This is a genomic window from Streptomyces albidoflavus (genome assembly GCF_000719955.1).
GTDB lineage: Bacteria > Actinomycetota > Actinomycetes > Streptomycetales > Streptomycetaceae > Streptomyces > Streptomyces albidoflavus.
This window is the reverse complement of record NZ_JOII01000017.1, coordinates 78,351-93,433: the sequence shown is the minus strand read 5'-3', so window position 1 is coordinate 93,433 and position 15,083 is coordinate 78,351. Positions and strand designations below refer to the sequence as shown.

Below are 15,083 nucleotides of genomic sequence, written 5' to 3'. Positions count from 1 at the left end.
GGGGACGGCCTGTCTTCTCCCCTCCCACCGGCGGACCGACGCCGACGAGACGGGAGGGCGGGGACGGGTCGGGGTGCCCCCGCAGCAAACTGCACACACGGCCGTCTTGAAGCGACTGACCCCGCACCATGCAGTTTGTGAGGAGGTACCCCGGCCCGGCCCCGCCCGGCACACGCGGGGAACGACCCGCGACCCTCACAGCCCGGCCGGTGTTTGAGGCCAATCAGTGACCGGCACGGGCGACAACCGGCACCCCCAGCCGCGGCGCAGCCACACCCCACCCACAAGACAGCCCGGCCGGCTCTTGAGGCCACCACAAGCCCAGCCCTGGCAAGCCAGCCCAGAAGCCCCCAAGTTCCCCCGGCAGGGAACCACCAACCCCCCCTGCCCGGTCCCTACAGCCAGGGACGCCAAGCTCACCCCCCCCAAATTCGCGGGGCCGGCCCCGCATCCCTTCGACAGGGTCAAGCCGACTAAGTAGGCTCAAGCCAAACCCACCCGACCCCGTACGACAGGCGGCCCAGGCCGCCCCCGTACCCCGTCCACAGGACTGTGCCCATGGCCCGCCGCACCCCCCAAAGCTCGACGCGCTCGACGCGACAGCCGCAGCCCCAGCCGCTGCCCCGCACGCGGCGGACCTTCGGCGACTTCGCCAAGGCGGTCCTCGCCTTCCTGGCGCTGGCCGTGCTCGTGGTCGGCGTGCCGCTGGCCCTGGCCTCCGTGATCGGCTGGCCGCTGCCGGACGAGGCGCCCTCGCTGGACATGCTCCAGCGGGAGATCACGGTCGACACCTTCCTGAACGTGCTCGCGGTCGTGGTGTGGTTCGCCTGGGCGCAGTTCACCGCCTGTGTGCTGGTCGAGGTGAAGGCGGCGCTCTCCGGCGTGGGCCTGCCCTCCCGGGTGCCGGGCGCGGGCCCGAGCCAGGCGCTGGCACGTCAACTGGTCGCCGCCGTCCTGCTCCTGGGCGCGACCGCCGCCAGCTTCTCGCCCGGTCTGGGCCAGCTCGGCCAGCAGCTGGAAGGGCACCAGCAGCCCGCCGCCGCTGCCGCCCAGCAGACCCCGGGCCTCTTCGGCCAGGACCGGGCCGCCGCCCAGTCGGCCGCCTCCGCCGTCGCCGAACAGGCGGGCGCCCAGGCGGAGCAGGCCGCGGCGAAGCCGAGCGCGGCCAAGGGCGACACGAAGTACTACCGCATCCAGCCGCCCGAGGGCCGCCACCACGACTCCCTGTGGGAGATATCGGAGCGTCACCTCGGCGACGGCCGCCGCTACCACGAGATCTACCAGCTCAACAAGGACCGGGTGCAGCCCGACGGTTCGCGGCTCTCCGAGGCCAGCCTCATCCGGCCGGGCTGGATCATGGAGATGCCCGCCGACGCCACCGGCGGCGAACTGGTCGAGATGCCCGACGAGGCCCCCAAGGTCTCCGAGGAGCTCCGCGAGCAGATCGCCGACTACGCCAAGTCCGGTGACACCGCCACCGGCGGCGGCTCGGCCGCCCAGGAGCAGAAGCCCGACGTTGGCGCCACCGACCGCGACACCCAGCAGATCTCGATCCCGACGGAACGCCCGGCCGAGCAGCCCCAGGTGGCCGCCCCGGCCGCCGAGGGCTTCTCCTTCGGCCTCCCCGAGGCCCTGATCACCGCGCCGCTGCTCGCCGCCGGCCTCCTCGGCGCCCTCGGCCGGCGCCGCCGGGCCGCCCTGTGGCAGTCGGCGATGAGCGCCGTCGGCGGCCGCCGCGGCATGGAGCCGCCGGTTCCGGCCGGCTCCGCCGCCGACGTCCAGGACGCCCTGCTGATCGGCGCCGACCCCGAGGGCGTACGCCTCCTGGACCGCTCGCTGCGCGGCCTCGCCGCCTCGCTGGCCGACGAGTCGCGCCCGCTGCCCACCGTCTACGCGGCCTGGCTCAGCGACGGCGACCTCCACCTCCAGCTCGCCCAGCCCGCAGGTGAGCCGCCCGCGCCGTGGCAGACCGGCCAGGACGAGACCTTCTGGATGCTGGCGCGGGCCGACGGCGAGCGGTACGGCGACAGCGAGGCGGCCGCGCCCTTCCCGGGCCTGGTCTCGCTCGGCACGCTCGACGACTCGCGCCTCCTGCTCAACCTGGAGGCCGTCCCCGGCATCGTCTCGCTGAGCGGCGCCGCCGCCGACCGGGACGCCGTCTTCGCCTCGGTCGCCGCCGAACTCGCCACCAGCGGCTGGTCGGACCGGATGACCGTCACCCTGGTCGGCTTCGGCGAGGAGCTGACCGCCATCGCCCCGACCCGGCTGCGCCACCTCGACGGGGTCCCCGCCCTGCTGGAGACGATGGAGGCCGAGACCCGCCAGCGGCGCGGCGCGCTCGGCACCGCCGGCCACGACTCGGTCCTCACCGGCCGCACCGGCCCGGCCCAGCACACCCGCTGGGCCCCGCACCTGGTCCTGCTGGCCGCCGAGCCCACCGCCGAGGAGGCCACCCGCCTCGCCGAACTGGCCGCCGACGCCCCGCGCCTCGGCTTCGGCTACTTCATCGGCACCGAGAGCGGCGAACTCCCCGGCGCCGCCTGGGAGATGGAGATCACCCCGGAAGGCCGCCTGCTCGCCCCGCTGCTCGGCCTGGAGCTGGACGCCCAGCGCGTCGAGGCCGCCGAACAGCGCGCCCTGGTCGACCTGTTCACCACCGCCGACCCGGACCACGAGCCCGAGCCGGGCGCCGCCCCGCCGCCCTTCCTGGTCGACGTCACCGAGCAGGGCCGCCCGGCCGTCTACGCCCGCATGGTCGGCCCGTACGAGATCATCGGCATCGACGCGCCCGACGGCTCCCGCTCCCTCCTGCTCCACGAGGCGCTGGCCCAGCTCCTGCTGCACCGCGAGGGCGTCCACGTCCGCGTGCTCGCCTCGGCGCTCTGGCCGCGCGGGGTCACCGAGGACGTGCGGGACGCCCTGGTGGACCGGCTGCGCGACTGGCTCGGCACCGACGAGGACGGCACGCCGCGCCTGACCACCGACGAGGCGGGCCGCCTCCACCTGGCCAAGTCGGTCGTCTCCGACCTCGACGTGCTCCGCTCGCTCTACCACGAGGCCACCCAGGGCCGCGGTGCCACCGACCGTGCCGTGCGCGGCCGGGCCCTCACCGACGCCCTCGGCCTGGTCCGGGGCCCGCTCCTCGCCGACCGGCCCGAGGGACGGTACGGCTGGCTCTCGCACGAGATCGTCGACGCCCAGCTCCCGCTCCTCGTCGCCGACATCGGCCTCGCCCTCTCCGCCTTCCACCTGGAGAAGGAGCGCGCCGGCAAGGCCATCGAGGCGCTGGAGCGCGCCCTGTCCACCGCCCCCGACGACGAGCGCCTCTGGAACGAACTGCTCCGCGCCACCCACGCGAGCGGCGACACCGAGGCCCTCGCCCGCCGCGCCGCCGACCTGGTGACCCGCAGCGGCGCCCGGGGCCTGCCCCCGCGCACCGAGGCCCTCCTCGACGAGCTGCTCCCGGCCTGGCGCGACACCGCGTCCGCCGCCGGGTGACCGGCCCCCTATGGCTCGCCCCGCTCGCCGCCCTCTGGGGCGCGGGCTGGGGCGCGCTGCTGCCCCGCGCCGCGTACCGCTTCGCCGCCCCGGCGGGCGAGGAGTGGCACACCGCCTGCCCCCAGGGCCACCCGCTCGGCGGCTGGCTGGGCGGGCCCAACTGCCCCGACTGCCGTACGCCGTTGGGCCGCCGGGCGCTCCCCGTACTGCTGGCCGCCGCCCTCTGCGCCGGCCTCGCCCTCACCACCGGGCCGCGCCCAGAACTGGCCGTCTGGCTGCTCGCCGCCCCCGTCGGCCTGCTCCTCGCCGTGGTCGACCTGCGCGTGATGCGGCTCCCCGACCCCCTGACCCTGCCGCTCGCCGCCGGGGTCCTCGCCCTGCTGGGGGTGGCCGCCGCCCTGCCCGGCGCCGCCGGTTCCTGGCTCGGCGCCCTGTACGGCCTGCTCGCCCTCGGCGGCGGCGCCTTCGTCCCCTTCCTGATCAACCCGGACGGCTTCGCCTTCGGCGACGTGAAACTCTGCCTCGCCCTCGGCGCCGCCCTCGGCTGGTACGGCCTGGGCGCCGTCTTCCTCGGCGCCTTCGCGGGGCTGCTCGTCGGCGCGGTCCACGGCCTCTTTCTCGTCCTGGCGAAGGGCGCGGGCCGCCGCACCGCCTTCGCCTTCGGCCCGAGCCTGCTGGCCGGCGCGTACGGCGTGCTGCTCGTCGCGGGGGCGGCTGCCGCCTGAGCCGGGCGGCAGCCGCCCGGAAACGCCAGGTCGCATTCCCGCCAGCGTCGCCGCCCCGCCCGCGAGAGGGTCGAAGAGGCCGCGCCCCCCCGCGCGCGGACCTTCCGCCGGACTCCGCGAGAGGCACCGCCCATGCACGTCGTCCCCGGGCTCAAGGTCCTCTACTTCGGCACCCCGGTGGTGCTGGTCGGCACCCGCAACGAGGACGGCACGGCCAACCTCGCGCCGATCTCCTCCGCCTGGTGGCTCGGGCGGTACGCCATGCTCGGCCTCGGCGACGTGGCCCGGACCACCGCCAACCTGCTGCGGGAGGGCGAGTGCGTCCTCAGCCTCCCCTCCCCGGCCCTGGCGGACGCGGTCGACCGCCTCGCCCTCACCACCGGCAGACCCGACGTCCCGGAGAGGAAGGCCAGGCAGGGCTACCGGTACGAGCCGGAGAAGTTCGCGGCCGCGCACCTGACCGAGCAGCCCGGCGAGCTGGTCCGCGCCCCGCGCGTCGCCGAGTGCCCGATCCAGCTGGAGTGCCGGGTCGTCGCCTCCCACCCCTTCGGCGGCCCCGGGATGCACGCCACCGCCTTCCAGGTCGAGGTCGTGCGTACCCACGTGGAGGAGGGCCTGGTCATCCCGGGCACGCACCACGTGGACCCGGACGGCTGGGACCCGCTGATCATGAAGTTCTGCGAGTTCTACGGCGGCGGCCAACGGCTGCGCTCCTCGCGGCTGGCGGACGGCTGGGAGATGCCCCACCAGCGGCCCGGAGGCGAGCGAACCACGCAAAACAGAAGAGCGTAGGCTGACGGGGACCAGTTCCCCGCGCCGAGAGGTGTCAGCCGCGTGACCGAGAAGGCCGACCTCCAGTCCGTCCTCGACCGTGCCGCGGCGGGCGGCCGCATCACCCCCGAGGAGGCGGTGGCGCTCTACCGGGACGCCCCGCTGCACGCCCTCGGTACCGCCGCCGACGCCGTACGCCGCCGCCGGTACGCCGGTACGGAGCACATCGCGACGTACATCATCGAGCGGAACATCAACTACACCAACGTCTGCGTCACCGCCTGCCGCTTCTGCGCGTTCTACGCCGCGCCGAAGGACACCGCGAAGGGCTGGACCCGCGACCTCGACGACATCCTGCGCCGCTGCGCGGAGACGATCGAGCTGGGCGGCACGCAGATCATGTTCCAGGGCGGCCACCACCCGGACTTCGGCGTGGAGTACTACGAGAAGCACTTCGCCGCGATCAAGAAGGAGTTCCCCGAGCTGGTCATCCACTCGCTCGGTGCCTCCGAGGTCGAGCACATGGCGCGGATCTCCAAGACCACGGTCGAGGACGCCATCGAGCGCATCCACGCCGCCGGTCTGGACTCCTTCGCGGGCGCCGGCGCCGAGCTGCTGCCGGTCCGTCCCCGCAAGGCCATCGCCCCGCTCAAGGAGTCGGGCGAGCGCTGGCTGGAGATCATGGAGACCGCCCACCGGCTGGGCGTCGAGTCGACCTCGACCATGCTCATGGGCACCGGCGAGACCAACGCCGAGCGCATCGAGCACCTGCGGATGATCCGCGACTCGCAGGACCGGACCGGCGGCTTCCGCGCCTTCATCCCGTACACGTACCAGCCGGAGAACAACCACCTGAAGGGGCGCACGCAGGCGACCCTCTTCGAGTACCTGCGGATGATCGCCATCGCGCGGCTCTTCCTCGACAACGTCGCGCACATCCAGGGCTCCTGGCTGACCACCGGCAAGGAGGTCGGCCAGCTGTCGCTGCACTACGGCGCCGACGACCTCGGGTCGATCATGCTGGAGGAGAACGTCGTCTCCTCGGCCGGTGCCAAGCACCGCTCCAACCGCCTGGAGATCATCGACCTGATCCGCAAGGCCGGCCGTGTCCCCGCCCAGCGCGCCACCACCTACGAGCACCTCGTCGTCCACGACGACCCGGCGAACGACCCGGTCGACGACCGCGTGGCCTCGCACATCTCCTCCATCGCCATCGACGGCGGCACGGCTCACCCCGAACTGAAGCTGCTCGCCCCCAACTGACCGGGCCGCTTGCCGTGCTGACCCTCCACACCGCCCCGCTGCTGCTGCCGCCCGGCGCCGCTCCGCTGCCGGACGGCGCCGTCCTGGTCCAGGGCGAGGCGGTGCTGGCCGTCGGCCCCCGCGCGGACCTGGCCGCCGCCCACCCCGGCGCCCGCGTCCGCGCCTGGCCCGGCCTGCTCACCACCGGCCTCACCCACGCCCGCGCCGTCCCCCTGCTGGAGGCGGCCTACCACCCGGACCCGCGCGAGTACGACCAGCTCGGCGAGACCCCGCTCACCGGCGACGCCCTCGCCCGGCTCGCCCCCGACCGGACCCGCCGGTCCGGCAGCGTCCGGCGCGGCCTCCAGCGGCTGCTGCGGCACGGTGTGACCCGGGTGGCCGGAGCGGTCACCGACCCGGCCGTGCGCTCGGCGCTGGCGCGGTCCGGGGTCTCCGTCGTCCCCGGGCCGGCTTCGGCTCCGGGCCCGGTGTCCTTCGACCCCTTCACGGGCGGCCACGACGCCCTCTCCGGCGTCCCGCTCGCCCCCGGCGTCCGGGCCGACCTCGCCGCCTTCGACGTGCCCGACGCCGCCGCCCTGCGGGACGGCGGAGCCGCCGCCTGCGTGGCGACCGTGCTGGCCGGGCGGCTGGTGCACCGGGCTCGCTGAGCGGGGCGGGGCACGCCGGGGGTGGCCCGGCCCCGGGGCGCGCGGCGGCCGGAGGCACAATGGCGGGGTGACGCGTGCATCTCTGGACAAGCAGCCGCAGGAAGTCGCCTCGATGTTCGATGACGTGGCGGCCCATTACGACCTGACCAACGACGTGCTGTCGCTGGGGCAGGCCCGGCTGTGGCGGAAGGAGGTGGCCCGCGCCGTCGACGCCCGGCCCGCGCAGAAGATCCTCGACCTGGCGGCCGGCACCGCGACCTCCTCGCAGCCCTTCGCCCGCGCCGGGGCGTACGTCGTGCCCTGCGACTTCTCGCTCGGGATGCTCCAGGTCGGCAAGGGGCGCCACCCCTGGATGCCGTTCACGGCCGGCGACGCGATGCGGCTCCCCTTCCGCGACGACACCTTCGACGCCGTGACGATCTCCTTCGGCCTGCGGAACGTCCAGGACACCTCGGCCGCCCTCGCCGAGCTGTACCGGGTGACCAAGCCCGGCGGCCGGGTCGTGATCTGCGAGTTCTCCCAGCCGACCTGGGCGCCGTTCCGCTCGGTCTACACCGAGTACCTGATGCGCGCCCTGCCGCCGGTGGCCCGCGCCGTCTCCTCCAACCCGGACGCCTACGTCTACCTCGCCGAGTCCATCCGCGCGTGGCCCGACCAGCCTGCGCTGGCCGGGCTGCTCCAGAAGGCCGGCTGGGGCAGGGTCGCGTGGCGCGACCTCACTGGGGGGATCGTCGCCCTCCACCGCGGCTACAAGGCTCCCTGAGCCCGCCCCCTCCGACCACCCCGAAAGCGCCGCCTAGCGCCGGCGCCCGCCACCGACTGGCCTCAATCGCCGGCCGGGCTGTGGTGTGGCTGCGCCGCGACTGGGGGTGCCGGCCTTCGCCCGTGCCGCGGGGTCAATTGGAGTATGGCGGCCGTGTGTGCAGTTTGCTGCGGGGGCACCCCGACACGTCCCCACCCCACGGTCTCGTACGCGGCCAACCGCCGGAGAGTGGGATTGAGGCCGTCACCGATACAGGGCCTCTCCACAGTGACCACCGTCGTCGCTCTCGCTCGCCACAAAGATCGATGGGTGACGGCCTTGTCTTTTCCCTCCCACCGGCGGGACGACGCCGACGAGACGGAAGGGTGGGGTCGTGCCGGGGTGCCCCCGCAGCAAACTGCCGTGCTCGGCCGTCTTGAAGCGACTGACCCCGCACCTGGCAGTTTGTGAGGAGGTACCCCGGTGCGGCCCCGCCCGACCCAACCGGCGAACGCACCGCGACCCTCATAGCCCGGCCGGCGTTTGAGGCCAATCGGTGACCGGCACGGTCGGGACGGAGCCCAGCCGAAAAATCAGCCCGGCCGGCGCTTGAGGCCAAAGGCCAGGGCGGCCCCAGCCCAGCCCACCCCGACCCCCGTCAGAGCTTGAGCCGGTAGCAGAGGGCGGCACGGCCCGAGGGCGTACGAAACTCCTCGGGCCCACCCATACCGAGCCGCCGAGCCACGGCGGAGGAACGATGGTTGGCGGCGTCGACGAGGGCCACCACCTCCTCGACCCCGGCGGCCCGCACCCGCTCCAGCGTCTCGCGGGCAGCGGCGGTCACGTACCCCTGGCCCCACGCGGACCGCGTCAACCTCCAGCCGATCTCGATCTGCCCCACGGCGGGGCTCCAGTCGTGCGGCCAGGGCTGGGCACCGGTGAAGCCCAGCACCTCACCCCGGGCATCGGTCAGCGTCCAGAAGCAGAAGCCGTGTTCGGCGTCGTGCCGGCGCTGGCGGGCGGTCATCTCCTCGTAGACGGAACGCTCGGCGGACTTCCCGCCGAGGAACTCCATGACCTCGGGGTCGTCGAACGCCCGGTGCCAGGCATAGGCGTCCTCCTCGGTGGGGACGCGCAGGCCGATCGCGGGCGGAGGGTTGGTCATCTTCGGTGCGGCCCTTCAGTTCGGTGACAGGTACCGCTGCATAGACTGCACCTGTCCCGTGCCGGACGGCACCCGATAACCCAGTCCCGGGGAGAGCCAGCAGTGAACGAGCCCCGCACCGAACAGACCGCGGATGTCATCGTCGTCGGCGCCGGGCCGGCCGGCTCGACGACCGCCTACCACCTGGCCAAGGCCGGACTCGACGTCCTGCTCCTGGAGAAGACGGCCTTCCCGCGCGAGAAGGTCTGCGGTGACGGCCTCACCCCGCGCGCCACCAAGCAGCTGGTGGCGATGGGCATCGACATCTCCGAAGAGGCCGGCTGGCTGCGGAACAAGGGCCTGCGCATCATCGGCGGCGGCCACCGCCTCCAGCTCGACTGGCCGGATCTCGCCTCCTTCCCGGACTACGGACTGGTCCGCAAGCGCGACGACTTCGACGAGCAGCTCGCCCGCCAGGCCCAGAAGGCCGGCGCCCGCCTCCACGAGCGGTGCAACGTCGGCGCCCCGATCACCGACCCGCGCACCGGCCGCATCACCGGCGTCGAGGCCAAGCTCGGCGAGGAGAAGACCCCGGTCACCTTCCACGCCCCGCTGGTGGTCGCCGCCGACGGCAACTCCACCCGGCTCTCCCTCGCGATGGGCCTTCACCGCCGCGAGGACCGCCCGATGGGCGTCGCGGTCCGCACGTACTTCACCTCGCCCCGCCACGACGACGACTACCTGGAGTCCTGGCTGGAGCTGTGGGACAAGCGCGGCCCCGGCCCGGACCGGCTGCTGCCCGGCTACGGCTGGGTCTTCGGCATGGGCGACGGCACCTCCAACGTCGGCCTCGGCGTCCTCAACACCTCCGCCTCCTTCAAGGAGCTGGACTGGCGCGAGGTGCTGAAGGCGTGGACCGCCTCCATGCCCGAGGAGTGGGGCTACACCGAGGAGAACATGACGGGCCCGATCCGCGGCGCCGCCCTCCCGATGGCCTTCAACCGCCAGCCGCACTACACCAAGGGCCTGCTCCTCGTCGGCGACGCGGGCGGCCTGGTCAACCCGTTCAACGGCGAGGGCATCGCCTACGCCATGGAGTCCGGCCAGATCGCCGCCGACGTCATCGTCCAGGCCCACGCCCGCTCCACCCCGGCCCAGCGCGAACGCGCCCTCCTCGGCTACCCGAAGGTCCTCAAGGAGACCTACGGCGGCTACTACTCCCTGGGCCGCGCCTTCGTGAAGCTCATCGGCAACCCCAAGGTCATGAAACTCGCCACGGAACGCGGCCTGACCCACCCGGTCCTGATGCGCTTCACCCTCAAGATGCTGGCCAACCTCACCGACCCCACCGGCGGCGACGCGATGGACCGCGTCATCAACGGCCTGACCAAGGTCGCGCCGAAGGCGTGACGCCGGGTGCGGGCAGGGCCCGTACGCACAGCGGAAGGCCCGCCTCCCTTCAGGGAGGCGGGCCCTCGCGTGTTCTGGGGACGGGGGTACCGCTAGCTCACAGGACGCGGACCGCGCCGTCGGCCGGGTAGCCGGAGAGGTCCTGGATGACGACGCCCTTGGAGGGGTTGGCGGCGTCGAGGTACTTGCCGTCGCCGATGTAGACGCCGGTGTGGTACGCCGAGCCCTGGCCGCCCCAGTAGAGGATGTCGCCGACCTGGAGGTTGGAGGTGCCGACCTGGGTGCCGGCGGTCGACTGCTCCTGCGAGGTGCGCGGGAGGTCCACGCCGACCTGCTTGAAGGCGGCCTGCACGAGGCCGGAGCAGTCCCAGGAGTTGGGGCCGGTGCCGCCCATGACGTAGGCGTCGCCGACCTGCGCCTGGAGGAAGCTGATGACCGAGGCGACGGAGCCGGAGGCCGGGGCCGGGACGTCCTGGCTCGGCGCGGAGGCGCTGGAGCCCGTGGACGACGAGGTGGCGGCGGCGGTCTGCACACCGGACAGGTCGGTGCGCTCGGCGCTGCGGGCGGCCCGCTCGGCGGCGGCGGCGCGCTCCTCGGCCTTCTTCTTGGCGGCGGCCTCGGCCTTCTTCTCGGCCGCCTTGTGCGCCTTCTTGGCGTCCTTGACGGCCTTCTCGGCCGCGGACTGCTGCTCGGCGCGGTACTGGTACGCGTCGGCGGCCTGCTGGGTCGCCTCGGCGGAGAGGGCCGCCTTCGAGGTGAGGGTGGCGGTCAGCGTGGGCATCTCGATGGTCTCGGTGACCGGTTCGGCGGCCGTGGCGGCGTTGGCGCTGCCGGCGACCGCGATGGTGCTGAGGACGCCACCGGCGACTCCGGCTCGCAGCGCCATGGTCGACGTGCTGCGGCGGCGGGGCTTCCGGTGGCTGCGTATGGGAGCGGAGTGGGACATGGGACAACCGCTACCAGGGTCGTCCGGTTACCCACAAGAAACGTGGGGTGCGCCACAGCTGTCCGTTTTGCCCGCCGAACGCGCGGCGCACGAGCCCTTATTGACGCCACAACGGGCAAAACGGGCCGTCGTGATCATGCGTGTGATCACTGGTTTTCCGCGTTACGCCCGAATTGCCCACGGCATACCACCGCAGTGGGCGGATGGCCAAGCCCCGGATTCGGCCGTCCCTGGCGACGTGGCGCAGGTCACGGAACGGTCACTGCGTCAGCTGCGTCCCGCGCGCTCGTGAACGTGTGCACGCGCACCGGTGCGGAGGAGTCCCGGACCCGGTGCGGAGCGCTTGCGGAGGTGCGGTGGCGAGGAGTCCGCTTTTCGCCGGTCCGTCCCGAGTCGGCCGGAGGGTGAAGCTCCGCTTGCGTGTGGCCGGATAGATGGCCTGTCCCTATATCAAGCCGGGGTGTCCATCGCAAAGTTGCTCCGGACAGACGATCTTGCTAGCGAAACCCCCTCCCACCTGCTCCGATGATCGAAGATGTCACCTCTGGTGATCACTCGGGTGCTTCACGTGTGAAGATCACCGCTCATCCGACTTCATGATCCTTCGTCAGGTGGTGGAGATCACAAAGACGTTGGCGACCCCCGTGTCGCAGATCACAGGACGGCAGGCATAGGATGCGGGGCAGTTGGGCTTGTGAACTGCCTCACATGTTCGCGATCTTCGTGGGCGTGCGGGGCGGATCGGGCGGAATCGCCGAGGGGCCCACGTCGCCGAATGCAGTCAGTGCCGACTGAGAGGAGCGAGGAGCGGTGAACGCGTATGCGCCCATCCTCGTACTGGGAGCCCTGGGGGCGGCCTTCGCGGTCTTCTCCGTGGTCATGGCCACCCTGATCGGACCGAAGCGGTACAACCGGGCCAAGCTCGAAGCCTACGAATGCGGCATCGAGCCGACCCCGACTCCGGCCGGCGGTGGGCGATTTCCCATCAAGTACTACCTGACGGCGATGCTCTTCATCGTCTTCGACATCGAGATCGTCTTCCTTTACCCCTGGGCCGTGAGCTTCGACGCCCTGGGGCTTTTCGGGCTCGTCGAGATGCTCCTCTTCGTGCTCACCGTCTTCGTCGCCTACGCCTACGTCTGGCGCCGCGGCGGCCTGGAATGGGACTGAACCGCACGCCCACGAGGGATCACGAGGGATAGAGGGGTCTGAGAGCCACCCATGGGACTCGAAGAGAAACTTCCGAGCGGTTTCCTGCTCACCACCGTCGAACAGGCCGCGGGCTGGGTACGCAAGTCGTCCATGTTCCCGGCCACGTTCGGCCTCGCCTGCTGCGCCATCGAGATGATGACCACCGGCGCCGGCCGCTACGACCTGGCCCGCTTCGGCATGGAGGTCTTCCGCGGCTCGCCCCGGCAGGCCGACCTGATGATCGTCGCCGGCCGGGTCAGCCAGAAGATGGCGCCCGTACTGCGCCAGGTCTACGACCAGATGCCCAACCCCAAGTGGGTCATCTCCATGGGCGTCTGCGCCTCCTCCGGCGGCATGTTCAACAACTACGCGATCGTCCAGGGCGTCGACCACATCGTCCCCGTCGACATCTACCTGCCGGGCTGCCCGCCGCGCCCCGAGATGCTCGTCGACGCGATCGTCAAGCTCCACCAGAAGGTGCAGAGCTCCAAGCTCGGCGTCAACAAGGAGGAGGCGGCCCGCGAGGCGGAGGAAGCCGCCCTCAAGGCGCTGCCCACCATCGAGATGAAGGGGCTGCTGCGGTGAGCGACACCCACCAGGACCCCGAGGAGCCGCGCGAGGAGTCCGCGCTCCCGGCCGCCCGCCGCGAGGGCGGCGACGTCATCGGCGTCCGCCGGGGCATGTTCGGCGCCCAGGACACCGGCGACACCAGCGGGTACGGCGGCCTCGTCCGCACCGTCTCGCTCCCGGGACCGGCCAGCCGGCCCTACGGCGGCCCCACCTCCCGCGAGGGGTACGGCGTCTTCGACGAGATCGCCGACGAACTCGAAGGCGCCCTCGACGAGCAGGGCCTGCTCCCGGCGAACGCCATCGACCGCACCGTGGTCGACCGGGGCGAACTCACCTTCCACATTGAGCGCGAGCACCTGCTGCGCGTCGCCCGCACCCTGCGGGACGACCCGGCGCTCCGCTTCGAGCTGTGCACCGGGGTGAGCGCCGTGCACTACCCGGAGGACAAGGGGCGCGAGCTGCACGCCGTCTACCACCTGCGCTCGATCACCCACAACCGGCTGATCCGCCTGGAGGTCTCGGCCCCCGACGCCGACCCGCACATCCCCTCGCTGGTTCCGGTCTACCCGACCAACGACTGGCACGAGCGCGAGGCGTACGACTTCTTCGGCCTGATCTTCGACGGCCACCCCGCGCTGACCCGGCTGATGATGCCCGACGACTGGCAGGGCCACCCGCAGCGCAAGGACTACCCGCTCGGCGGCATCGCCGTCGAGTACAAGGGCGCCCAGATCCCGGCTCCCGACCAGCGGAGGTCGTACAGCTGATGAGCACTTCCCACCCCCGGCAGGAGGCCGGGCACGCAACCGCCGCCGAGGAGGACGCGGTCGGCTACTCGGCCGGGCGCGAGACCACCGAGGGCACCGTCTACACGGTGACCGGCGGCGACTGGGACGAGATCGCCGAGGCCGCGGCCAAGTCCGACGACGAGCGCATCATCGTCAACATGGGTCCCCAGCACCCGTCCACCCACGGCGTGCTGCGGCTGATCCTGGAGATCGACGGCGAGACCGTCACCGAGGCCCGCTGCGGAATCGGTTACCTGCACACCGGCATCGAGAAGAACCTCGAGTACCGGACCTGGACGCAGGGCACCACCTTCGTCACCCGCATGGACTACCTGACCCCCTTCTACAACGAGGCCGCCTACTGCCTCGGCGTGGAGAAGCTCCTCGGCATCGAGGACCAGGTACCCGACCGCGCCTCGGTGATCCGTGTCCTGCTGATGGAGCTGAACCGGCTCTCCTCGCACCTGGTGGCCATCGCCACCGGCGGCATGGAGCTGGGCGCCACCACCATCATGATCTACGGCTTCCGCGACCGCGAAGTGGTCCTCGACCTCTTCGAGCTGATCACCGGCCTGCGCATGAACCACGCGTTCATCCGCCCCGGCGGCCTCGCCCAGGACCTCCCGGCCGGCGCCCTCGACCAGGTCCGCGAGGGGGTGAAGACCCTCCGCAAGAACATCGACGAGTACGACAAACTCGCCACCGGGAACCCGCTGTTCCAGGGCCGCATGAAGGGCATCGGGTACCTGGACCTGGCCGGCTGCATGTCGCTCGGCATCACCGGGCCGGTGCTCCGCTCGACCGGCCTGCCGCACGACCTGCGCAAGACCGACCCGTACTGCGGCTACGAGACGTACGACTTCGAGGTGCCGACCGCCGACACCTGCGACTCCTACGGGCGGTTCCTCATCCGGCTCGCCGAGATGCGCGAGTCGCTGAAGATCGTCGAGCAGTGTCTCGACCGGCTCCGCGAGCCCGGCGAGGTCATGGTCTCCGACAAGAAGATCGCCTGGCCGGCGCAGCTGGCCCTCGGCCCGGACGGCCTCGGCAACTCCCTCGACCACATCAAGAAGATCATGGGCACCTCGATGGAGTCCCTGATCCACCACTTCAAGCTGGTCACCGAGGGCTTCCGGGTCCCGCCCGGCCAGGCGTACGCCGCCGTCGAGTCGCCCAAGGGCGAACTGGGCGCGCACGTCGTCTCCGACGGCACCACCCGCCCCTACCGGGTCCACTTCCGCGACCCGTCCTTCACCAACCTCCAGGCCGTGGCGGCCATGTGCGAAGGCGGCCAGGTCGCCGACGTCATCGTCGCCGTCGCGTCCATCGACCCCGTGATGGGAGGCGTCGACCGGTGACCGCCACACCGCCCAGCCCCTCGGTGGCCC

At 72.5% G+C, this 15,083-nt stretch carries 13 protein-coding genes; 11 read left to right on the top strand and 2 right to left on the bottom strand.

Annotation, left to right across the window (positions count from 1 at the left end):
* Positions 1-558 precede the first annotated feature (558 nt).
* The 6 genes from IF45_RS0118910 (at position 559) to IF45_RS0118885 (ending at position 7,667) form a co-directional block, all read left to right on the top strand.
* Positions 559-3,498 (top strand): AfsR/SARP family transcriptional regulator, encoded by a 2,940-nt coding sequence (locus tag IF45_RS0118910; protein ID WP_030308508.1) that lies wholly within the window; start codon positions 559-561, stop codon positions 3,496-3,498.
* Positions 3,495-4,223 carry a prepilin peptidase gene (locus IF45_RS0118905; protein WP_030308507.1) on the top strand — a complete coding sequence of 243 codons (729 nt, stop codon included), beginning with the start codon at positions 3,495-3,497 and terminating at the stop codon, positions 4,221-4,223. The genes IF45_RS0118910 and IF45_RS0118905 overlap by 4 nt, the downstream gene beginning before the upstream one ends.
* 132 nt (positions 4,224-4,355) lie before the next feature.
* Positions 4,356-5,015: a flavin reductase family protein gene (locus IF45_RS0118900; protein ID WP_030308505.1), complete on the top strand. Its 660-nt coding sequence runs from the start codon at positions 4,356-4,358 to the stop codon at positions 5,013-5,015.
* Between the two features lie 42 nt (positions 5,016-5,057).
* Positions 5,058-6,257, top strand: a complete 1,200-nt coding sequence (gene mqnC / locus IF45_RS0118895) for a cyclic dehypoxanthinyl futalosine synthase (protein WP_003948743.1) — start codon at positions 5,058-5,060, stop codon at positions 6,255-6,257.
* A 14-nt stretch (positions 6,258-6,271) separates the two neighbouring features.
* Entirely contained in the window at positions 6,272-6,904 is a 633-nt protein-coding gene (locus tag IF45_RS0118890; RefSeq protein ID WP_030308504.1) for an imidazolonepropionase-like domain-containing protein, read from the top strand.
* A 67-nt stretch (positions 6,905-6,971) separates the two neighbouring features.
* Positions 6,972-7,667, top strand: coding sequence for a demethylmenaquinone methyltransferase (locus tag IF45_RS0118885; RefSeq protein ID WP_010638970.1), 696 nt, complete (start codon positions 6,972-6,974; stop codon positions 7,665-7,667).
* 637 nt (positions 7,668-8,304) lie between these two features.
* Here IF45_RS0118885 and IF45_RS0118880 read toward each other — a convergent pair.
* A complete protein-coding gene (locus IF45_RS0118880) occupies positions 8,305-8,811 on the bottom strand; it encodes a GNAT family N-acetyltransferase (protein ID WP_030308501.1) in 507 nt (168 codons plus the stop codon).
* Between the two features lie 102 nt (positions 8,812-8,913).
* Here IF45_RS0118880 and IF45_RS0118875 point away from each other — a divergent pair, with 102 nt between their 5' ends.
* The gene (locus IF45_RS0118875) at positions 8,914-10,200 is read left to right on the top strand and encodes a geranylgeranyl reductase family protein (protein WP_008409051.1); all 1,287 of its coding nucleotides are present in this window, start codon (positions 8,914-8,916) and stop codon (positions 10,198-10,200) included.
* A gap of 97 nt (positions 10,201-10,297) precedes the next feature.
* On the opposite strand, the gene IF45_RS0118870 is transcribed toward IF45_RS0118875, so the two are convergent.
* Entirely contained in the window at positions 10,298-11,086 is a 789-nt protein-coding gene (locus IF45_RS0118870; RefSeq protein WP_008409046.1) for a C40 family peptidase, read from the bottom strand.
* A gap of 870 nt (positions 11,087-11,956) precedes the next feature.
* Between IF45_RS0118870 and IF45_RS0118865 the strand changes: the two genes are divergently transcribed.
* From IF45_RS0118865 to IF45_RS0118850, 4 genes are read left to right on the top strand one after another with little or no spacing between them, the layout of a single operon-like run.
* Positions 11,957-12,316, top strand: a complete 360-nt coding sequence (locus IF45_RS0118865; RefSeq protein ID WP_003948737.1) for an NADH-quinone oxidoreductase subunit A — start codon at positions 11,957-11,959, stop codon at positions 12,314-12,316.
* A 51-nt stretch (positions 12,317-12,367) separates the two neighbouring features.
* Complete coding sequence (locus tag IF45_RS0118860; RefSeq protein ID WP_003948736.1) at positions 12,368-12,922, top strand: NuoB/complex I 20 kDa subunit family protein; 555 nt, start codon at positions 12,368-12,370, stop codon at positions 12,920-12,922.
* The gene (locus IF45_RS0118855; RefSeq protein WP_018893914.1) at positions 12,919-13,674 is read left to right on the top strand and encodes an NADH-quinone oxidoreductase subunit C; all 756 of its coding nucleotides are present in this window, start codon (positions 12,919-12,921) and stop codon (positions 13,672-13,674) included. Before IF45_RS0118860 ends, IF45_RS0118855 begins: the two co-directional genes overlap by 4 nt.
* The gene (locus tag IF45_RS0118850; RefSeq protein WP_008409042.1) at positions 13,674-15,053 is read left to right on the top strand and encodes an NADH-quinone oxidoreductase subunit D; all 1,380 of its coding nucleotides are present in this window, start codon (positions 13,674-13,676) and stop codon (positions 15,051-15,053) included. The genes IF45_RS0118855 and IF45_RS0118850 overlap by 1 nt, the downstream gene beginning before the upstream one ends.
* Positions 15,054-15,083 lie beyond the last annotated feature (30 nt).